The sequence below is a fragment of the Prauserella alba genome, from assembly GCF_024171735.1.
GTDB lineage: Bacteria > Actinomycetota > Actinomycetes > Mycobacteriales > Pseudonocardiaceae > Prauserella > Prauserella alba.
In genome coordinates, this window is record NZ_JAMTCH010000007.1 from 316,605 (window position 1) to 336,292 (window position 19,688).

Genomic DNA, 19,688 nt, shown 5'->3' on the forward strand with positions numbered 1-19,688 from the left:
CACTTCGAGAAGCAGCTGCGGGCGGCTGTCTCGACGCGGCGGGCAGCCTGGGGGATGCTCGGCCCATGGCCGTGCGGAATGATCGGCAGGACTCGATGCTCTCCGTGTCCGAAGTCCTGGAACTGCTGGATGCGGTCGTGGCGGAATCCGACACGCCGGAACCCGCCACGACCGTCGGTACGGCCTTGTCTGCCGACGATGCTGCTGCGCTGGAAGGACGCATCCGCAACGTGCGTGACTCGCTGGCGCGGTGGCGGCGCCGAGGGCAAGAGCTGTCGGCCCTGTTCTCGAGTGCTCACGAACTCGCCGAGCTGCGCGATACCGACACCTTGCTGGACCGCCTGGTCGAGCGGGCCCATGACCTCCTGGGTACCGACGTGACCTACCTGTCCGAATTCCACGAAGGCAGGGACGAACTTCGGGTCCGGTCGACGTCGGGGACGATCGACTCGTCCTTCCGACAGTTGCGGGTCCCGCCGGGCATGGGGCTGGCCAGCAAGGTCGTGCACACTCGTGTTCCACAGTGGACTTCCACGTATCAGCAGAACGACGACATCCCGCACGAACCCGGGATCGACGCGGCCGTGGCGGCCGAGGGCCTGGTCTCGCTGCTGGGGGTGCCGCTGATCGCGGGCGACCGCGTGCTCGGCGTCCTGTTCGCCGCGAACCGCAGCGGCCACACGTTCACCCCGGACGAAGTGGCGCTGCTGAGCGCGTTCGCGAATCATGCCGCCGTGGTGCTGCAGACGACGTCGTTGCTTGAGCAGGCGCGGTTCGCGGCCGACGAGGCCGACCGTGCCCGAGCCGTGCTGGCCGACAACGTGACGGCGATGGAGCGGGCGAGCGCGGTGCACGAGGACCTGACGGCGGTGGTGCTGAAAGGCGGGAGCGCCGAGGGCGTGGCGGACACACTGAGCGGAGCCCTGAACCGGCCCGTGACGATCCTCGACCGGGATTGGGAGCCGATCGCGGATGCGCTCGCCGGGGCCCGCGGCCTCGCCGCGGCGGACGGACTGTCCGGCCGGGTGCGGGGGGCGATCGCCGAGAGCCGGCCGTCGGGGCGGTGCGTGTTCGTCGACAGCGGTGCCCCGGAACCCGAGGTGGTGGTCGCCGTGGTCGCCGGTGACGTCTTTCTGGGAGCCGTCCTCATCGGACACGGTGAGCTGGAGCTCGGGGCCGTGGAGCAACGCACCATCGAGCGTACGGCCCAGATCGCGGCCCTGGTCGCCGTGCAGCAGGACGCGGTGGCCGAAGCCGAGGACCGGGTCAGGGGAGAACTCGTCTCCGACATTTTGCGGGGCGATGCGCTGCAACGGCCCGACCTGGTCCGCCGCGCGCGAGCTCGGGACGTGCGGCTCGACGAGCTGCGGTCCGTCGTCGTCGTAGGCGTGCCGGCCGAGGCCCGTCGAACGGTTTCGGTGGCCCTGCGGCGGGCCGGTTCGGGGGCGCTGGTGGGCGAGCGCGACGGGGTCCTCACCGTGCTCTCGCCGCGACCGGAACCGAACGACGTCGCCCGCGAGGTGTGGGCCACCGCCCGCCGGGCAACGGAAGCCCCGGTGCTGGCGGTCGCGGGTCCGCCGGCACCGTCGGCTGCGGCGCTGGGGGAATCCTTCGAGGCGGCGCGCCGCTGTGCGCAGCTGTTACAGAGCTGGCAGGCGTCGGAAGGTGCCGTGGACGCGCAGGCCTACGAGCCGTATCTGGCGGTGTTCGGCTCGCGTCAGCGTGACCTGTCCCGGTTCATCGACTCGGTTATCGGGCCGGTTCTGCGGTGGGACGAGGAGCGCGGTACAGACCTGTTCGCGACCCTGTCGGCGTTCGCCGAGTCCCACGCCAGCCCGACCCGCACGGCGCGGGCACTGCATGTGCACATCAACACCGTCACCCAGCGACTCGAACGGATCACGGGACTGCTGGGAGAGGGTTGGCGGGAACCCGAGCCGTTGTTCCGGATCTCGCTGGCGACGCGGATGCGCACGTTGATCCGCCGGCACGCCACGGACGGACCTGCCGACGCCCGGTGATCGTGTCGGCGCCGGCACCGCCAGGCCGTGCGGTCACTCTGCGCGGGATCTCGCGTTCTCGAGTGACGGCGTGCGAGGCCGGCATAGTGGGTGAACTACACGTGTCAACCAGTCTGAATGTGGGTTCTTCAGCCGTATGGATGCGGTCGGTGACGCCTTAACGTTCCTGGTCAACCGGAACGGCAGCGCGGCCGACCCTCGTCGTCACGCCTGCCGGCCGGGTGTGAACTGTCGTCGTCGCCGGTGTCCGGTGACGCAGTACGGCGTGGGAGGTCCGCGTGTCCGTGTACAGCAGGTTGTCCGGGTTCCGGGACGTGCCGCCGGCCGCTCGGCGAGCGCAGCTCGCCGAGCACACCGGCCGTGCTCCGGACGAATTCCGCGCGCTGGATCCTTCCGAAGGACTCACCGTCGAGCAGGCAGACCACATGATCGAGAACGTCGTGGGCGTGCTCGGTGTGCCCCTCGGTGTCGCCACCAACTTCACGATCAACGGTGACGACGTCCTGGTCCCCATGGCGACCGAGGAACCGTCCGTGGTCGCGGCCGCCAGCAACGCAGCGAGGATCGCCAGGGCCGCCGGTGGCTTCCACACGTCGAGTTCCCGCCCCATCATGCAAGCGCAGATCCAGGTCGTGGACGTCGAGGATCCGGAGGGCGCCCGGCTGCGTCTCCTCGACGCGCGTGCCGAGCTGTTGCGGATGGCCGACGAACAGGATCCGCAACTGGTCGAACTCGGCGGCGGTGCCAGGGAACTGTCGGTGCGGGTGGTCGAGGCCAGACCCGGCAGGTACGTCGTGCTGCACCTGATGGTCGACGTCCGCGACGCGATGGGGGCGAACGCCGTCAACTCGATGGCCGAGGCCGTCGCGACCCGAGTCGAGGAGATCGCTCGCGGCCGGGCGCTGCTGCGGATCCTGACCAACAAGGCCGATACGCGGCTGGCGCGCGCGAACGCCGTGTTCGACGCCGCGACCCTCGGCGGCGCGGACGTCGTACGGGACATCGTGCACGCCGGCGCGCTGGCCGAAGCCGACCCGTACCGCGCGGCGACGCACAACAAAGGAATCCTCAACGGCATCACGGCCGTGGTGCTCGCGACCGGCAACGACACACGTGCCGTCGAATCCGGTGCGCACTCACACGCCGTCGGTTCCGACGGCCGCTACACCGCTCTCTCGCACTTCGAAACCGACGCCGACGGCAATCTGACAGGAACGCTCGAACTGCCGATGCCGGTCGGATTGGTCGGCGGTGCAACCAAGGTGCATCCCGCCGCGCGGTCGGCCGTCCGGCTTCTCGGAGTCGCCACGGCTCAACAGCTGTCCGAGGTGATCACAGCCGTCGGACTGGCGCAGAACGTCGCGGCGTTGCGCGCGCTGGCGACGGAGGGCATCCAACGCGGCCACATGTCGTTGCACGCGCGCAACGTGGCGGTGTCCGCTGGAGCCAGCGCCACCGAGCTGCCGCAGGTCGTGTCACGCCTCGTCGCCGACCGGGTCGTTCGTGCCGACCACGCCGAGCGGGTGCTTGCCGAACTCAGAGCCGGCCGGCCGTGACGAACCGGCCGCGGGGCGCCACGTCGCGGCGGATGGTGCCCGGCGGGAACGCCCGCGTCGTTGATGCCGATTTCCGTCCGAGGTCGGCGTCGCGTCCCGCATGCGACGAGCCGCAACACCGGAACCGCCCACCAGGTACGCGGGAGTGAGCAATGAGTGGCAACGAACGTACGGCTTCCGGGGAACCCGTTCCCGACCCGGCGAACGAGCAGTTCCCTGACGACGAGGATTCTCGGCCCTATCTCGTGTTGTGGGGCGATGCGGTGGCGCCGAAGGAGCTGGGCCGGTCCCTACTGGTGGCCGTGCCGGTCGCACTGGCCGCATTCGTGCTGGCACAGCAGGTTTTGTCCGGAACGGGAAACGAGCAGGTCGTCGACGGGTACGCACTCCTGGTCGGGCTTGCAGCATGCGTAGCGACGGGCGCGCTCTGCGCGAAACTGTTCACACCGAAACGAGTGTTCGCCGAGAGCCGGTCGGATGGCACCCGCTCCGGCCTTCCTCCCGAGTTCTCCACGCCCGAAGCCGTTTCCGGCCTGCCCGACGAATACATCGAAGAAATGCGGGAGATCGGACTGTACGAACCCGAAACCTCGCCTGCCGGTGACACGGCGAGAAAGGGAGTTCAACAATGATCGTCGATCTGCTCTGGGCTCTCGGGATGGGCCTTACGGGCGCTGTGGTGTTCGGTGCCATCGGACTCGTCTCGGGTACCGACGAAACCGCGACGCTCGGGCCGCTGACGTTGATCGTCGTACTTGCCGGAGTTCCGCCCGTCGGGGTGTTCACCTTCTTCATCGCCGCCGCGGTGTCCAAGCACATGACACACGCGATCCCGACCACTCTGCTCGGGATACCGGGCGACACCATGGCGGTTCCGCTCATGGAGGACGCGGACGGAATGCGGCGACTCGGCGCGCCGCACGTCGCGTTGCGCAAAGCGCTCGCAGGTGCACTGTTGTCGGCTGTCATCGCCGTACCGGTCGCGGTGGGAATCGCAACCGCGTTGGCACCCCTGTCCGAAACCGTGGAAGCGGTCGCACCGTGGCTGTTCGCGGTCGCCGCGATCTTCGTGGGCTATTTCTCGCCGGGCCGCTGGGCCAGCGTCGTCGGCATCGTTCCGTTCACCCTCGCCGTCGCCGCGTTGCACGGATTCACCGAGCAACACCTCGGGAACTCGCTGAGCATCTCGTTCTTCCTCGGTATCGCGATCGGCCCGTTGTTGGCGGATCTGGTGAGGGCGACCTCCCGAGCCGGGCGTGCGGGTATGGAGCGCAGCGGTGTCCGGGAGTTCTACCTCGCGCCGGACCTGTCGGACGGCAGGAGACCCTTCCCCAACCCGCTACGCGTGCTCACCCGGCAGCAGATCGGCTACACCGCGGGCTCGGCCGTCGTCACCTCGTCCACATTCGTGTTCAGTCCGGTGGCGACGACGGTCATCGTGGGCGAAGCGGTGGGTGCCCGGCTGAAACACCCCTACCAACGGCTGAGCTCGCTGATGGCGGTGAAGAACGGCACGACGGAGTCGACCTATCTGGCTGAGACCATCATTCCGTTGGTTGCGTTCGGTCTGCCGTTGAGTCCCGTCGCCGCCGGCCCCGCAGCCGCGTTGTTCAACGCCCCGCCGGTCTACTCGGTGGAATCGGGCCAGAATCTGCACTCGATGCTGACCTCGTGGCAGTTCCTGCTGTTCGGGTTGCTGGGGGTGCTCGTCGCAGCCGTGGTCGTCTATCCCGTCGCGATGAAGTATGCGCGAGTGGCCAGCGCATGGGTGATCACGCGCGTCAGCCACGAAGCGCTCATCGCCGCGTTCGCCGGGTTGATCGTCGTCGTTTCCTGGTACGAGGGAGGCTTCCTCGGGCTACTGACGTCGTTGACGGTGGGGTTGCTCGGCGGCCTGTGCTCCAGGGCGTTCGGCATGAACGCAGGTGTGCAGTTCATGTGCTACTACACCGCGACGATGTTCGTCCCGATCCTGCTGGCCGCGTGAGCGACCGCGGTGCCCTTCGCGGGCTGCCGCGTCCTGGTGTGCGCCGGGTCTCGGAACGCGAGTCGCCGAGTTCGCGGTCGAACGGCGACTCGCGTTCACTCGGTGTCGAACAGCAGCTCGAGGTAGTTGCGGTAGTGGCGTAACTGGCCTGCGACCAGGTCGGGCTCGTTCAGCATGCGGGAGACGATGAACGAGCCCTCGAACAGCACGGTGATGCCGTCGGCCAGACTGTCCAAATCGGTCTCCAGTCTCGGTGGACGAGCCGCGTACACCTCGTCGAGCTTGGCGCGCAGGCGGTCACGCCAAAGCCGCATGGCGTCCTCCACCACCTGCATGGTGCGTTCGTCGAACAGGCCTGCCTGGTAGCAGTAGGCCCCGAACAGGCACCCGGGCTCGGGCTCGACGAGTTCTTCGGCCTGCTCGACGAAGAACCCGACGAACAGCAACAGCTGCTGCAGCGGGTCGCGAGCCAGCCGTTCTGCCCGCGTCATCTTGTTCTCCAGCTGCTGAGCGTCGGCCAGTGCCCAACGGTCGATCAGGGACCGCGCGAGGTCCTGTTTGCTGGCGAAGTGGTGAAAGAACGTGCCTTTGGTGATCTCTGCCCGGCCGATGATGGCGTCGATGGGCGCGCCGGCGAAGCCGCGCTCGAAGATCAGCGCTTCGGCGGCGTTCATGATCGTTGTGCGAGTGGCACTGCCGTCTCGTGGCACGCCCGCGGCACCTTCCCTTCCCGGCTGGTTCTTTCCCGACCAGGTGGTTCAACTTTCGGCGACGAAGCCTGATTACGTCGCCTTTACGTTCCCATCTTAGCTGCACCGATCCCGAATAAGGATCATCTGACCTGCATTGACACTGTCGGGTCGGGAGCGCAGGCTTAATTTTGCCAACTAGTCGGTATAAGAACACCGATCGGAGGCACTCATGACGACCACCGCAGCCCAGCAGCAGGAGCCGGCCGAGGTCGAAGAACGCCTGGTCACGATGCTCAACAACGGGGCATTGGCGGTGATGCTCTCGATCGGGCACCGAACCGGACTGTTCGACGCCCTGTCGGAGCACAGCCCGCAAAGCTCAGCGGAACTGGCCACGACAACCGGGCTGAACGAGCGCTACGTGCGGGAATGGCTGGGTGCGGTCACCACCGGTCGCATCGTCGAGCTCGATCCGGACTCCGGTGCGTACCGGATGCGGCCCGAGGTCTCGGCGCTGCTGACCCGGCGGGGATCGGCGAACCTGGCCGTGTTCGCCCAGTACGTCTCGCTGATGGGCAGCGTCGAGGACAAGATCGTGCGTTGCTTCGAGGAAGGTGGTGGTCTCGGCTACGAACACTTCCCACGGTTCCACGAGGTGATGGCGGAGGACTCCGCGCAGACGGTTCTGGCCGCACTCGAATCCGACATCATCCCGCTGGTGCCCGGTCTGTCCGACCGGCTGTCCGCCGGTATCGACGTACTGGACGTCGGATGCGGCCGGGGCCGGGCGCTCAACCAGCTCGCGAGCAACCATCCGCACAGCACTTTCACCGGCATCGACATCTCTGCCGAGGCCGTCGACTACGCCCGCACGGAAGCCGAAGCCCGGGGCCTCCGCAACGTCACCTTCGCCGTCCGAGACGCCGCGAACCTGGCCGAGAACATGCCGGCCGGTGCTTTCGACCTGGTGACGACATTCGACGCGGTACACGACCAGGCGGCGCCGGATGCCGTGCTGCGCGGCATCCGGCACGTGCTCCGCGACGACGGCGTCTACCTCGCGCAGGACATCGATTCGTCCGGCTCCCACCAGGGCGACCTCGATCATCCGCTGGGGCCGTTGCTGTACGCCTTGTCGCTGACCCACTGCATGACCGTCTCCCTGGCGGCGGCCGGTGCAGGGCTCGGCACCATGTGGGGCCGTCCGCTTGCGCAGCAATACCTCCGCGACGCCGGCTTCGGCACCGTCGAGGTACGCACCTTGCCGCACGACGAACAGAACGCTTACTACGTGTGCCGACCTTGAACGGCACTCGGCGAGGAGTGGATCCATACTTCAGCAGCGTCCGGCGTGCCGCACGGACCAGCGGTCTTTGTCGGTGCGATCGCCGCGATCAGCACGGGGGTTCGATGTCGTGGTCGAGGCCGAAGACGTCGCCGGGAGCGGAGGCGGCTTCGAGTCCGGCCGGATGTGCATAGCTCGCCGCGTCGAGAGCATCTCGCTGCTGGGGACCAAGTAAACGACGGTCTTCACCCGGAAGGGATCTCGGAAATGACACAGACGCTGACTTTCGAGCAGATCAAGCAGAAGCAACAAGCCACGTGGAGCAGCGGGGACTACGGAAGGATCGCGTGGCTCACCCAGCCGTTCGGGGACGTGCTGTGTGATGCGGTCGACCTGCGATCCGGCTCGCGAGTACTCGACGTCGCCACGGGTACCGGACACGTGGCGCTGGCAGCCGCACGCCGATTCTGTGAGGCCACCGGCATCGACTACGTGCCCGCACTCGTCTCGACGGCGTCCGCCCGGGCCGCGGCTGAAAGTCTCGCCGTGGACTTCCGGGTGGCCGATGCCGAGGACCTGCCGTGTGCAGACGGTTCGTTCGACACGGTGCTGTCAGCGATCGGGGTGATGTTCGCCGCCGATCACCAGCGCGCCGCCGACGAGCTGGTTCGAGTGTGCCGCCCCGGAGGACGGATCGGACTGGTGAGTTGGACGCCGACGGGCTTCGTCGGCCGAATGCTGGCCAGCGTGGGCAGGCATGCGTCCCCGCCGCCGGGCGCGCTGCCGCCGACGCGGTGGGGCACCGCGGAGGTGCTGCGGGAGCTGCTCGGTGATCGTGTCGAACAGGTGTCGCTTACCACCGACACGCTCACGGTGCGGTTTCTGTCACCACAGCACTTCGCCGACCACTTCCTGATCCATTACGGGCCGACCCGGATGGCCGCCCAGCGGCTGGACGACGACGGCAAGGCTGCCTTCAGGAACGACCTCGTCGCCTTGGCCGCCGAGTCGAACCGGGCGAGCGACGGCACCGTCGTGTGCGACTGGGAGTACCTCACCGCCGTGGCCACGAAGGCCTGAACGTCGACCAGGACGACGTCCGCCACTCCGGACCGGCGATCGCGCCCGCGCCGGTGCGCGCGAGGCGACTCCTCACGTGCACCGGCGGCATCGGGCAACAGTTCGAAGACTTGAACATCACGGGTTGCTGCCGCCTCCACGAATCGCCGGACGGTGGCTACGGCGGCTCGAAAGCCGACATGTCCGAAAAGTCCGACCTCTTCGGAACCCTGCTGACCTGGGTTTTTTGGTGGGCCGCCTGGGACTCGAACCCAGAACCCGAGGATTCTGTGTCTGCGTCTCCGGGTGTTCATGGTCAACCCTCGATGCCGTTGATGCGCTGGGGTAATAACGAACGCAAACGTCCATGGTGGATAGTTGTTCGTGGTCGTTTCGCGACGTTTTATGTGGGTAAAGTGTGGTTGATCTTGCTCCTGCGCGGGTGCTGACTGGGCCCGCGCCGCCGACCACGCGCCTCCATCCCCGCGATCCTCAGCCGCCCACAGCCGGGTTGGGCGCTGTCGACCCTGGAACCGATCCCGGACCGGTGACCACCTGCGTGACGCGCCGCCATGTGCGCAAGGTGAGTACTGACCGGGATCGGCGCGAAGCGGGGTTGACAGTGCTCTGCCCGGCTTTGACGATCCGGCCATCGCGGGGATGGAGGCTTCACCGGAAGTGGCGTGCGGTGGGTGCTTTGTGCATGGTGGTGCCGTCCTGCCGTGTTCCGCGCGTGGCCGGCGGCGTTGGCGCGGCCAGACCAGAGCGCAAGCGGCGGGATGGGCCGCGCGCCTGTCCGGCCCGCGCGACCGCCCGGCAGGGCGGCTTGAAACCGTACAGAAAGTTCTCACCTAGGCTGACGTGAGCCCGAAGTGTGCCGGATATCGAGGTTGGAGCCCATGTCGATCCTGTTAAAGCAGCCGCCAGGTGGTGATGGGGCATCGTCCGAGTGGGTTGAGGCGCTGGCTGCGTGGTCGTCCTTTGGTGCGGCACTGGGCACGATCGGGGCCGCAGTCGCAGCGGTCTTCGCGGGTATTTTTGCTAGACGTGCGTACATCGCACAGGGCGAGCAACTTAAAATCGCGCAATGGCACGAAGAGTCGCGTCAGGCGGAGAAAGTTGCTGCTTGGTTAGAGATGAGCGACAGCGAGTCGCTGGCTGCGTTTGTGCATAATGCAAGTGAGTTGCCGGTCTATCGGATGACGGTCCGCTTCATTGCCGCACCCGACATCAATCAAGGGTTTGGTCGTCCTGTTTGCCCGCCCAATGGTCAGCCGATGGAGCTGGTCGATGCTAGTGCAGCTATCAATGTGATAGCTGATGACCATCCCGGGGTCCGGTATTCGTGGCATATTAATCCGGAAGCTAATACAAAGTTAAATTCGTTTGAGAAGGATGGACCGTATGGTGATGTTCTTCGTGAGGTGGCAGATATTGGACCCGTAGGCTTGTCGGTTTCTTTCACGGATACGTCCGGTCAGCGTTGGCATCGGGATATTCACGGGTCTCTATGTAAGGTAGATTCGAACTTCGACTTTATTGACTTCATTGTGGGCCCACTCCCGGGTCCTGATCCTTCGACGCTATAGCTGAGCGGTACTCCCGTTTGGTTGAGCTTGCGCCGCTACGTTGGTTACTGTGGGCGAATGTCCTTGGCATCGTGGGCGTTCGAGACTTCAGCGGCGAAGTTGGCCGACACTTTGCCTCGTCGCTGGCAACACGTGCAGGGTGTCGCTCGGCAAGCACGGTCGCTGAGTGCCGTAGCGGGTTCGGATGCTGAGCTGCTGGAAGCGGCTGCGATCCTGCACGACGTCGGTTACGCGCCAGACCTGGTCGATACCGGCTTCCATCCGATCGACGGTGCAACGTACCTGGCGCGCATCGGCGCTCCTGAGCGGCTTGTGCATCTCGTGGCGCACCACTCGTTCGCAACGTATGAGGCTGAGCTGCGAGGGCTTCAGGATGAGCTGGAGGGCTTCAAGGACGAGCGGGGCTCCATCCGCGATGCGCTCTGGTACTGCGACATCACCACCTCGCCCGACGGTGAGGCTGTCGCTGCCGAAGATCGCATCGCCGAGATCAAGGCCCGTTACGGTCCTGATCACCTCGTGACGACGTTCATCACCGGTGCAGCTCCGGAGCTGTTGGCTGCTGTGGAGCGCACTCGGCGTCGCGCTGAGGCGTTGAGTTCACCTATCCAAGGTGGACCTTCGTAGGCTCCTTGACGCCGTGCTCGACACGAAGACGCATCGCGCGGTCCATCGTGAGCCCCTCGACGCTGTCGGGGACTACCCAGTGGACTCGGCGTGATTCGGAGCTGGGTCGCAACGTTCCGCCTGTAGGACGGGCGTGGAAGCACAGCGAGAACTCCTGCCGGACCTCACCGTCGTCGTAGGCGATGACGTGCTTCGGGTCCGAGTAGATGCCGCTGATGCCGGTGACCTCGACAGTGATCCCCGTTTCCTCGAACACCTCACGACGCACGGCATCCGGCGCCGACTCGCCGAGGTCTTGCGCACCGCCAGGAAGCGCCCAAAGGCCGTTGTCCGTGCGTTCGATCAGCAGGACTTCGTCGGCATCGTTGCGCACGACTGCGGTCACGGCAGGAACGATGCTGTTCGGCGCGGGAGCGTTCGGGTCGTCGTAGAAGTCCGTCTTCGGCATGACGTCAGCTTTCCCACTCGTGGCGCTTCGCGCCATCCCAGACCGCGGTGAAGCTGTCCGCGTAGGTGGTGAACAGATCCCCGGCTGAAAGACGGCGGAGGTGCATCGCCGGTGCGTGTGCCGCCATCTTCCCGTAGACGTGCGGGTTGACGATCATCTCGTCGTCGAACCGGAAGATGCTGTTGTAGAGCACGGTGTCGTGGGTTCGGATGTCGATGCCCGGTACGTCTGCCAGCGGGCGGAAGTACGACAACGCATGGTCGATCTTGGCGGAGATGGTGTTCTGACCGATGCCCTCGTCGGTGCTGCGCTGGATCACAGCTGGTGCGTCACGGTCCCCGAACAGAAGGCGTATCCGCCCACCGTGTTCGGCCTTCGCCTTCAGGATGTTCAGCAGGTCGGGCTTCTCGGTCATGAACATGCCGACGTAGACGAGCATGTCGACGTAGGTCGTCGACGCATCGAGTAGCCGGTCCCAGAGATCGTCCGGAACCGAGTTGCGGTGTGGGTAGACCTTGACGATCTCTGACCCGCTCACCTCGGAGGTCTTGGCTTCGTCGGTGGCCTGTGGCCACAGGTACGTCTCGCGTTCCTCGAGGAACGCGGCGATGGCATGCCGGTTCTTCGCGTAGGGCGTCCGGTTCTTCGTGATCCAGCGTTCGACCGTCTTGGGATCGACGTCGAGGTGGTCGGCCAGCTCGACGGGCGTCTTACCACGCGAATGCAGGGCATCGCGCAAGCGCTCGTTGGACATGTCCCCTCCTGCGGTACGGCTAGAGACGACTTTAGCACGGGAGGGACGTCCCAAGAAGTCCCTTCGTGTGGTGATCTCGTCCCTGCCGTCGGCGGCGATCTAGCTGTACGCACCGCAAAGCGGGCGTTGAAACGAAGAGATTGCCTTTGGAGGGCAGTGGTTATGCGTCTGTTGATTGACGTTTCGAATGTGTCGTTCACGGTTGGTCGTGAGCCGGAGCCGAAGAAGGATCAGAACGGTGTTCAGCGTGTGGATCGGAACACCGCCGCTCCGATGTGGTCTGTGCAGCTGGTTGCCATGGACGACGGCGGGGCTGAGGTGATCAACGTGACTGTGGCGGCTCCCCAGCCTCCGAAGGTCTCGGTTGGTCAGCCGGTTGCCCCGGTTGAGTTGCAGGCGATTCCTTGGGCGCAGAACGGGCGGAATGGCGTTGCTTATCGAGCAATTGATGTGAAGTTGGTTTCTGCTTCCAAGTCGAGCGCTTCGGCGAGTTCCTGACCTGGCACAACGGTATTCGCGATGACCTGAGGAGTGTCGTGTCTCCAGTACCAAAGGGCACTTTCATTGATGTGCAGGAACGTGAGTGCGCAGATGGTTCCACCCAGATAGTGGTTTCCCTTGATGGGGTTCCTGCGGTGGTGATGCACACGTTCGATCAGCTTGCCGAACTTGGGCGAGTGCTGATCTCGATGGCTAAGGATGCGAACCGTCGTTGACGGTTGCGCTGCGTTGAGAGTGCACGGGGCCGGTGTTGGTTCTTGGCCGTTCCGTCCCGGCTCCGTGCCTCTCGTTTCCTTCTCAACTCTGCCTTGGAGGGCGAGGAGTCATGGCTAAGTCTAGCGCTCGTGTGCGTTCTCGTGGCGCACGTGGCGACGTGATGGAGATGTGGCAGGTACCGAAACAGTCGTGGCCTGCTGTGCTTTTGGGCTGTGTGATTCGGTGGCGTGCGGAACTCACGCTGCTCACAGCCGTGATCGTGACGTTGGTCTGGTTGGGTCAGAACACCAACGTGGTGGTGATGTGGCTGTCGACGCTCGGCGTGGTCGGCCTGGTGTTCGCGATTCCGCATACGCGGCGTTTCGTCGTTGCGCGGTTCTGGTGTGTGCTGGATCGGCATCGGCTGCGGACGTGTCTGCGGAACGCGAAGATCCGCACGATGAACCTGGACGGTGCGTTGCCGTTCATGCTGTGGGCTCGTCCCACCAAGACCGGTGAACGTGTCTGGGTGTGGACCCGCGCGGGGTCTTCGGCCGACGACTTGGAACAGGTCCTGGGTTACATCGCTCCGGCCTGTTTCGCCCGCGATGCCCGGATCACGCGGGTGCGGTCGATGTCGACGCTGGTGGCCATTGAGCTGGTCCGTCGTGATCCGCTGAACAACCCGCGTCCGATCGCTTCGCCGCTGGCGCGTCTCGGTGCCCGTATGCAGGGCGAGAACGTCACCGCTGAGGGCACCGAGCCCATCACCGCGGCCACCGTGACGCCGTTGCCTGTGCGTACTGATGACGGGCAGCCGGCCTCGGAGGCCCCTGCTGCCGCCGCTGCGGCCACGAAGAAGGCCACTGCCACGAAGGCCAAGCCTGCTGAGCAGGCCACCAAGCCTGTGGTGGTCAATGGCGAAGACCTGTCGGACTACATCGACTGAAAGGAGACAGGGTCATGTTGAAGCGCACACGGCGTCATGCGGACACAGTCCCGGTCGCCGGACTGTCGATTTATGACCCGATGCATCTGGGTCTGTTCGAGGATGGACACCGGGCAGATATCCCGCTCGTCTATCGGAACCTGTTGATGGGTGGTGAACCCGGTTCGGGCAAGTCGGTGGCGTTGAACAACGTCGTCGCTCATGCCGCGCTGTGCCCTGATTCGAGCCTGTGGCTCTTCGACGGCAAGCAGGTGGAACTGGGCTTGTGGCGAGAGCAGGCGGACGTGTTCGTCGGTCCGGACATCGCTCACGCTCTGAGCGTGTTGGAACAGCTCCAGGCGGAGATGAACCGGCGCTACGAAGAGTTGGAGCGGGTGCGGCGTCGTCAGATCACCCGGGACGACCCGGTGGATGTGATCACTCTCGTGGTGGACGAGCTGGCGCTGTTCTCGGCGACCATGGGCACCAAGGAAGACCAGGAGGCGTTCGTGCGCCTGCTGCGTGACCTGGTCGCTCGCGGCCGGGCCGCCGGTGTCATCGTGATCGCTGCGACCCAGCGCCCGTCGGCCGACATCATCCCCACGTCGCTGCGGGATCTGTTCGGCTACCGGTTGGCGTTCCGCTGCACGACCGACAGCTCGTCGGACATCATCCTCGGCCGCGGTTGGGCCCAGCAGGGCTACAACGCCGCCACCATCGCCCCTGAGCACCGGGGCATCGGCCTGCTGTTGGCCGAAGGTGGTTTCCCGCGGCGCATGAAGTCGGCCTACCTCTCGGATGCCGACATCTACTCACTGGTCGACTACGCCCGCCAGCTCAAGCACGGCCGGGCCGCGTAAGTCGGCGCATTTTCCGTTCACCGCAACGCATTTCCTGAATTCCTGTCGCAGGAGAGGACTGTGCTCATGTTGTCTGTCACCCCTCCGTTAGCGCTCGACGGCGACACCGTGTGGGTGTTCGTCTCCGCTGACACCGGTGCCGTGGATGCCGCCCGCATGGCGCACGTTCCCGGTACGGAAACTTTCGCTGCCCTTCCCGTGGAAGCGTTCGACCCGGACAGCGTCCTGCCGACGTTCCGCACCACGGGCGAACCTGTTGACGGCTTCCGCTGGGCTACTACCGCCGACGTCGACGCCCACGCCGACATGTTCACCGCTGGTGGTGACCGGTGATGGGTTCCCGCACGTTCCCGTGGGACCTACGGCCTGTGCCGTGGTCGGATCTGCCGGAGTTCACCCGTGGCACACACGACGGGTTGCCGCTGCTGTCCTACGGCATTGCCCCGCGCGACAAGCTGGCCACTCGGCGCCAGTTGCGCACCATGGGGCTGCGTCCCGGCGGGCAAGAACCGGTAGCGCTGATGTACTTCCGGTGCCGTGCCGCTGGGAAGCTGGTGTTCGCTGAGCTGTTCCTGATCGAGCGGGCCAAGTCGGTCCGGCCCATGACCCTCGCCAAGCATCGCGCATTGGCCAAGGCCATGGCTGCCCGGCGCACCTGCCGCCAGTGCGGCGAACTCTGCGAGGTCGAACTCCCCAGGACCAACCGGGTGTGCGAACCGTGCCGGTTCCACCTCGGCCAACTCGAGCCCTGGGACTACCTGCACGACTACGTGCAGGGCATGCCCACCCTCGACCCCCGCGAACTGGGGGCCGCTGCGTGAGTACGTTCTCGACCGCGACACTCACCCCCAGCACCACGTCTGTGCTGGGGGCGGGTGCCGTTGCCGAGCACTACCCGAGCGTGGCTCGCCGCCTCCACGACGACGTCCTGACTCGTGCCGGGGATCCGGGCTACCAGTGGTGGCTCACTCACGTCATGTCCGCCGCCGGATGCTCCAACCCGGTCCGGCTGCGCCTGAACGCCACCTGGCACGACGGCCACGGCGGCGCCGAGACCGAACGCGTCACCGACGACATGCCCGACGGCCTGGTCTACGTGGCCTGCAAGAACCGCCGCGCCTCCGTCTGCCCCTCCTGCGCAGAGACCTACCGGCAGGACACTTACCACCTGGTGAAGGCCGGCCTCCTCGGTGGCAAGGGCGTGCCCGAATCGGTCACCGGACACCCGTGCTTCTTCGTCACCCTCACCGCGCCGGCCTTCGGCCCGGTCCACTCCCGCGTGGTCGGCGCCAACGGCAAGGTCAAGCCCTGCCGAGTCCGCCGCTCCGGTACCGTCTGCGAGCACGGCAAACAGGTCATCTGCTACCAGCGCCACGCCGAAGACGACCCACAACTCGGCGAAGCGATCTGCCTGGACTGCTACGACTACGACCACCAAGCCGTGTGGAACCTGCACGCCTCGGAGCTGTGGCGGCGCACCACCATGACCCTCAACCGACGCCTGGGCAAGGTCGCCAAGGAACGCGGTGCCAAGATCCGCCTCTCGTATGCCAAGGTCGCCGAGTACCAGCGTCGCGGCGTGGTCCACTACCACGCGCTGATCCGCCTCGACGGCTTCGACCCCGACGACCGTGACGCCGTCCTGGCCCCGGACCCCTCGCTCACGCCCGAGCTGGTCGCCTCCCACATCGAACAAGCCGCCCGCATCACCAGCCTCACCACGGCCGCGCACCCGCACAACCCGATCGGCTGGGCCATCAAATGGGGCGATCAGATCGACGTGCGGCAGGTGCGGCTGACTCCCGCTGACTGCGACGACCGCGGTACCCTCACCACGCAAGCGGTCGCGGCATACCTGGCCAAATACGCCACCAAGGCCACCGAAGTCACCGGAGTCGTCTCCCGCCGCCTCACGGCCGCCGACGCTGCCGCATACGCCCAGCTCGACACGCACCAAACCCGGCAGCTGCTGTCCTGCTGGCGCCTGGGCAAGCGGCCGTTGAACTGCACCACCGACGACGACATCACCGCATGGGAAGACAGTCCCGGAAGCAACCTGCCCGGCTGGGGCAAGCTCCAGAAATGGGCCCACATGCTCGGCTTCGGCGGCCACTTCTCCACCAAGAGCCGCCGCTACTCGACCACCCTCGGCGCTCTCCGCGCCGTGCGCAGGGCCTACCAACGCGGCGAAACACCACCCGACCCCGATCAATCACCGGCCGATGCCGACCCTGTCGCCGCCGATCCCGTGGTCACCCTCAACTGGATCTTCGACGGCGTCGGCTGGCTCACCATCGGCGACGCCGCCCTGGCCAACACCGCCGCCGCCAAGGCACGCGAGCGACGACAGATCGCCAAGGAAGAAACGGAGGAAACCCTAGCCAGCTAAGGAGCGAATGTTGTTGTACAGCAAGGAAAGACTCTGGACGATTGACGACTTGGCCCAGTACCTGGGAATCCCGAAGAACACGCTCTATGCGTGGCGCGCCCAGGGCTACGGGCCGAAAGGCATCCGCATGGGTAAGTACGTGCGCTACGCCGCTGAAGACGTGAGGGCGTGGCTTGCGCAGATGAAGGCTGCCTCCTGATGGGACGGCCGTCTCTTGAGGTTGGGACCTACGGCGCGATCCGCTTCCTGGAACGGAAGGCCGGGTACATCGCGCGCACCCTCTTCCGCGATTACGACGGTCGCACCAAGCCTGTCGAGCGCTCCGGGAAGACCAAGGGTCAAGCTGAACGCAACCTCAAACGTGCGTTGAAGGAACGTGCTGGGGCTGAGGGCGACGGTGTGACGTCGGAATCTCGACTGCGCGAGGTCGCGGAACTCTGGATGAGCGACGTACAGCGGGAGATCGCGGCCGGCAGGAAGTCACCTGGAACCGGCAACACGTACCAATCGATCCTGGACAGGTACGTCCTTCCCGGGCTTGGTGAGCTTCGGGTGCGTGAAGCAACGGTGGCGAGGATTGACCGGTTCCTCGGCGCCCTGACGTCCTCGGTTGGAGTCCCGACGGCCAAAACGGCTCGTTCGGTCGTGTCCGGCCTCATGGGGTATGCCGCTCGGCATGATGCGACGGACCTCAACCCGGTCCGCGACACTCGGCCGCTGGGGGAAGGCCGCAAGGGCGGTCCTCGTGCGTTGACCATGGAGGAGCGTCAACGATGGTTGGCGCTGCTGGAAGCTGATGAAAAGGCTGTTCGCTGGGACCTTCCTGACCTGTGCCGATTCATGATGGCGACCGGCGTACGAATCGGTGAGGCGCTGGCGCTGTACTGGGAAGATGTGGATTTCGAGCGGGCAACCGTGGAGATCCGCTACACCGTGCAGCGCATCAAGGGCGAAGGGCTCGTACGGCGCTCGACTAAGACGGCTGCAGGGGAACGTCTGCTGCGGGTGCCGACGTGGGCGGTTGACATGTTGCGGGAGCGGTATGCAGGCGTTCAGTGCGACGTGCAGCCGGTGTTCCCTGCTGTGAACGACGGCCTACGGGACCCTTCCAACACCAACCGGGTTCTTCGGGAAGCCCGGGGGTCGGATGAGTTCTCCTGGGTGACCTCGCACGTCTTCCGCAAGACGGCGGCGACGATCTTGGATGACGCGGGCCTGAGCGCACGAATGATCGCTGATCAACTGGGGCACGCTCAGCCGTCGATGACTCAGGACGTCTACCTCGGCCGGAAGCTCGTCAACCCCGAGGCTGCAGCAGCTCTGGAAGACGTACTGAGTAAGAAGTCCGGGTAGTTTCCTGTGGGTAAAGTGTGGGCTGATCTTGAGCGATGTGCTCGACAGCTCCGCTGACCTGGGGTTTTGGTGGGCCGCCTGGGACTCGAACCCAGAACCCGAGGATTAAAAGTCCACTGCTCTGCCAATTGAGCTAACGGCCCTGCCGCGGGCCAGCTTAGCGGCCGCGTTCGGCAGCTCCGGAAGCGGTCCGGCGCTCGCCTACGCTGCCTGCGTGGCCTGGTATTGGGAAGCTCTGATCAGCGTCGGGGCCGCTCTCGTGGCAGCGTGGGTGGCGCTGGTCGTCGCGTTGGTGATCGTGCGGCCGCGCGGCGGGTTGCTGCGCGAGGCGCTGCGCCTCCTGCCGGACGTGCTGCGGCTCGTCCGCAGGCTCGCCGCCGACCGCGACCTTCCTCGCGGCGTGCGCATGCGGCTGTGGCTGCTGCTGGTCTATCTCGCCTCGCCGATCGACCTCGTGCCGGACTTCGTTCCCGTGCTGGGCTACGCCGACGACGCGATCGTCGTCACCGCCGTGCTGCGGTCCGTCGTACGCCGCGCCGGGATCGACGCCGCACGCCGCCACTGGCCGGGCAGCGACGACGGGTTCGCCACGCTGCGGCGCGTCATCGGCCTCACGCCGGACGCGGGGCATACATGATCACGGCCACGCCCACCACGCACAGCGCGGCGCCGATGTAGTCCCAGCGGTCGGGCTGGAACTTGTCGACGATCATGCCCCACGCCAGCGACCCCGCCACGAAGACGCCACCGTAGGCGGCCAGGATCCGGCCGAAGTGCGGATCCGGCTGCAACGTCGCCACGAACCCGTACGCGCCCAGCGCGATCACGCCCGCCGCCACCCACAGCAGCCCACGGTGTTCCCGCACGCCCTGCCACACCAGCCACGCTCCGCCGATCTCCGCCAGCGCGGCCAGTCCGAACAACAGCACCGAACGTAGGACCGTCATGGCGGAGCACGGTACGGGCCCGCACCGGACGGGGCGCGTCGGCAGCCGGGCGCCGCGCGGCACCGCACGCCAGGCAGCCGGCGCCGCACCGGGGCCGAGTGCAGACCGGGAACCGCAACACGCGCCCCTGGATCCGCAAGGTGGTTTCTTGGGGTGGTTGCAACGCCTGTTGGCCTATGTGGTTGTGAGTAGATCACGCAGGCGCTCGGCTGGGGTGGCCCAGCCGAGTGTTTTGCGTGGTCGGCCGTTGAGTTGCTGGGCGACGTGTTCGAGGTCTTCGGCGCTGTGGGCGGACAGGTCGGTGCCTTTGGGGAAGTATTGGCGGAGTAGGCCGTTGGTGTTTTCGTTCGAGCCGCGTTGCCAGGGTGAGTGGGGGTCGCAGAAGTAGACCGGTATGCCGGTGGCGACGGTGAACTGTGTGTGTGCGGCCATCTCGGCGCCTTGGTCCCAGGTCAGTGAGCCGCGTAGGTGTTCGGGGAGGGTGCCGATGAGGGGCA

Annotated in this window: 23 protein-coding genes and 1 tRNA gene; 18 read left to right on the forward strand and 6 right to left on the reverse strand. The window is 66.1% G+C overall.

Annotated features, from left to right (window positions below; genetic code table 11):
* The first annotated feature begins 65 nt into the window (after positions 1-65).
* The 4 genes from LY12_RS23525 (at position 66) to LY12_RS23540 (ending at position 5,564) form a co-directional block, all read left to right on the forward strand.
* Positions 66-2,021: a helix-turn-helix domain-containing protein gene (locus LY12_RS23525; protein WP_253859629.1), complete on the forward strand. Its 1,956-nt coding sequence runs from the start codon at positions 66-68 to the stop codon at positions 2,019-2,021.
* A 278-nt stretch (positions 2,022-2,299) separates the two neighbouring features.
* A complete protein-coding gene (locus LY12_RS23530; protein WP_253859630.1) occupies positions 2,300-3,577 on the forward strand; it encodes a hydroxymethylglutaryl-CoA reductase, degradative in 1,278 nt (425 codons plus the stop codon).
* Between the two features lie 152 nt (positions 3,578-3,729).
* Entirely contained in the window at positions 3,730-4,209 is a 480-nt protein-coding gene (locus LY12_RS23535; protein WP_253859631.1) for a hypothetical protein, read from the forward strand.
* Entirely contained in the window at positions 4,206-5,564 is a 1,359-nt protein-coding gene (locus LY12_RS23540; RefSeq protein ID WP_253859632.1) for a tripartite tricarboxylate transporter permease, read from the forward strand. The genes LY12_RS23535 and LY12_RS23540 overlap by 4 nt, the downstream gene beginning before the upstream one ends.
* 95 nt (positions 5,565-5,659) lie before the next feature.
* Here the strand turns inward: LY12_RS23540 and LY12_RS23545 are convergent, their stop codons facing one another.
* Positions 5,660-6,238 (reverse strand): TetR/AcrR family transcriptional regulator, encoded by a 579-nt coding sequence (locus tag LY12_RS23545; protein WP_253859633.1) that lies wholly within the window; start codon positions 6,236-6,238, stop codon positions 5,660-5,662.
* A gap of 247 nt (positions 6,239-6,485) precedes the next feature.
* On the opposite strand from LY12_RS23545, the gene LY12_RS23550 reads away from it, so the two are divergent.
* From LY12_RS23550 to LY12_RS23565, 4 genes are all read left to right on the forward strand, one after another.
* Positions 6,486-7,562, forward strand: a complete 1,077-nt coding sequence (locus tag LY12_RS23550; protein ID WP_253859634.1) for a class I SAM-dependent methyltransferase — start codon at positions 6,486-6,488, stop codon at positions 7,560-7,562.
* Positions 7,563-7,808: 246 nt separating this feature from the next.
* Positions 7,809-8,621, forward strand: coding sequence for a class I SAM-dependent methyltransferase (locus LY12_RS23555; RefSeq protein ID WP_253859635.1), 813 nt, complete (start codon positions 7,809-7,811; stop codon positions 8,619-8,621).
* An 878-nt stretch (positions 8,622-9,499) separates the two neighbouring features.
* The gene (locus LY12_RS23560) at positions 9,500-10,189 is read left to right on the forward strand and encodes a hypothetical protein (RefSeq protein WP_253859636.1); all 690 of its coding nucleotides are present in this window, start codon (positions 9,500-9,502) and stop codon (positions 10,187-10,189) included.
* A gap of 57 nt (positions 10,190-10,246) precedes the next feature.
* Positions 10,247-10,816 carry an HD domain-containing protein gene (locus tag LY12_RS23565; protein WP_253859637.1) on the forward strand — a complete coding sequence of 190 codons (570 nt, stop codon included), beginning with the start codon at positions 10,247-10,249 and terminating at the stop codon, positions 10,814-10,816.
* Here LY12_RS23565 and LY12_RS23570 read toward each other — a convergent pair.
* Positions 10,794-11,264 (reverse strand): NUDIX domain-containing protein, encoded by a 471-nt coding sequence (locus tag LY12_RS23570; RefSeq protein WP_253859638.1) that lies wholly within the window; start codon positions 11,262-11,264, stop codon positions 10,794-10,796. The genes LY12_RS23565 and LY12_RS23570 overlap by 23 nt on opposite strands.
* A gap of 4 nt (positions 11,265-11,268) precedes the next feature.
* A complete protein-coding gene (locus LY12_RS23575) occupies positions 11,269-12,018 on the reverse strand; it encodes a helix-turn-helix domain-containing protein (RefSeq protein WP_253859639.1) in 750 nt (249 codons plus the stop codon).
* A 162-nt stretch (positions 12,019-12,180) separates the two neighbouring features.
* Between LY12_RS23575 and LY12_RS23580 the strand changes: the two genes are divergently transcribed.
* From LY12_RS23580 to LY12_RS23620, 9 genes are all read left to right on the forward strand, one after another.
* Positions 12,181-12,516 (forward strand): hypothetical protein, encoded by a 336-nt coding sequence (locus LY12_RS23580; RefSeq protein WP_253859640.1) that lies wholly within the window; start codon positions 12,181-12,183, stop codon positions 12,514-12,516.
* A 38-nt stretch (positions 12,517-12,554) separates the two neighbouring features.
* A complete protein-coding gene (locus LY12_RS23585) occupies positions 12,555-12,734 on the forward strand; it encodes a hypothetical protein (RefSeq protein ID WP_253859641.1) in 180 nt (59 codons plus the stop codon).
* A gap of 254 nt (positions 12,735-12,988) precedes the next feature.
* A complete protein-coding gene (locus LY12_RS23590) occupies positions 12,989-13,663 on the forward strand; it encodes a hypothetical protein (protein WP_253859642.1) in 675 nt (224 codons plus the stop codon).
* 14 nt (positions 13,664-13,677) lie between these two features.
* Positions 13,678-14,502 (forward strand): FtsK/SpoIIIE domain-containing protein, encoded by an 825-nt coding sequence (locus LY12_RS23595; protein WP_253859643.1) that lies wholly within the window; start codon positions 13,678-13,680, stop codon positions 14,500-14,502.
* 60 nt (positions 14,503-14,562) lie between these two features.
* The gene (locus LY12_RS23600; protein ID WP_253859644.1) at positions 14,563-14,835 is read left to right on the forward strand and encodes a hypothetical protein; all 273 of its coding nucleotides are present in this window, start codon (positions 14,563-14,565) and stop codon (positions 14,833-14,835) included.
* On the forward strand, positions 14,835-15,323 hold the full coding sequence (locus LY12_RS23605) for an RRQRL motif-containing zinc-binding protein (protein ID WP_253859645.1): 489 nt from the start codon (positions 14,835-14,837) through the stop codon (positions 15,321-15,323). Before LY12_RS23600 ends, LY12_RS23605 begins: the two co-directional genes overlap by 1 nt.
* On the forward strand, positions 15,320-16,891 hold the full coding sequence (locus LY12_RS23610) for a replication initiator (RefSeq protein ID WP_253859646.1): 1,572 nt from the start codon (positions 15,320-15,322) through the stop codon (positions 16,889-16,891). The genes LY12_RS23605 and LY12_RS23610 overlap by 4 nt, the downstream gene beginning before the upstream one ends.
* Before the next feature lie 7 nt (positions 16,892-16,898).
* Positions 16,899-17,090, forward strand: a complete 192-nt coding sequence (locus LY12_RS23615) for a helix-turn-helix transcriptional regulator (protein WP_253859647.1) — start codon at positions 16,899-16,901, stop codon at positions 17,088-17,090.
* Positions 17,090-18,244, forward strand: a complete 1,155-nt coding sequence (locus LY12_RS23620; RefSeq protein WP_253859648.1) for a tyrosine-type recombinase/integrase — start codon at positions 17,090-17,092, stop codon at positions 18,242-18,244. Before LY12_RS23615 ends, LY12_RS23620 begins: the two co-directional genes overlap by 1 nt.
* A 67-nt stretch (positions 18,245-18,311) precedes the next feature.
* On the opposite strand, the gene LY12_RS23625 is transcribed toward LY12_RS23620, so the two are convergent.
* A tRNA-Lys gene (locus LY12_RS23625) sits at positions 18,312-18,387 on the reverse strand.
* 71 nt (positions 18,388-18,458) lie between these two features.
* On the opposite strand from LY12_RS23625, the gene LY12_RS23630 reads away from it, so the two are divergent.
* Positions 18,459-18,881 (forward strand): YkvA family protein, encoded by a 423-nt coding sequence (locus LY12_RS23630; protein WP_253859649.1) that lies wholly within the window; start codon positions 18,459-18,461, stop codon positions 18,879-18,881.
* On the opposite strand, the gene LY12_RS23635 is transcribed toward LY12_RS23630, so the two are convergent.
* Together LY12_RS23635 and LY12_RS23640 are read right to left on the reverse strand one after the other, a co-directional pair.
* Positions 18,856-19,191 carry a YnfA family protein gene (locus LY12_RS23635; RefSeq protein ID WP_253859650.1) on the reverse strand — a complete coding sequence of 112 codons (336 nt, stop codon included), beginning with the start codon at positions 19,189-19,191 and terminating at the stop codon, positions 18,856-18,858. The two genes, LY12_RS23630 and LY12_RS23635, sit on opposite strands and share 26 nt — an antisense overlap.
* Positions 19,192-19,365: 174 nt before the next feature.
* A partial coding sequence (locus tag LY12_RS23640; protein WP_372493610.1) for an IS30 family transposase occupies positions 19,366-19,688 on the reverse strand: 323 nt, incomplete at its 5' end.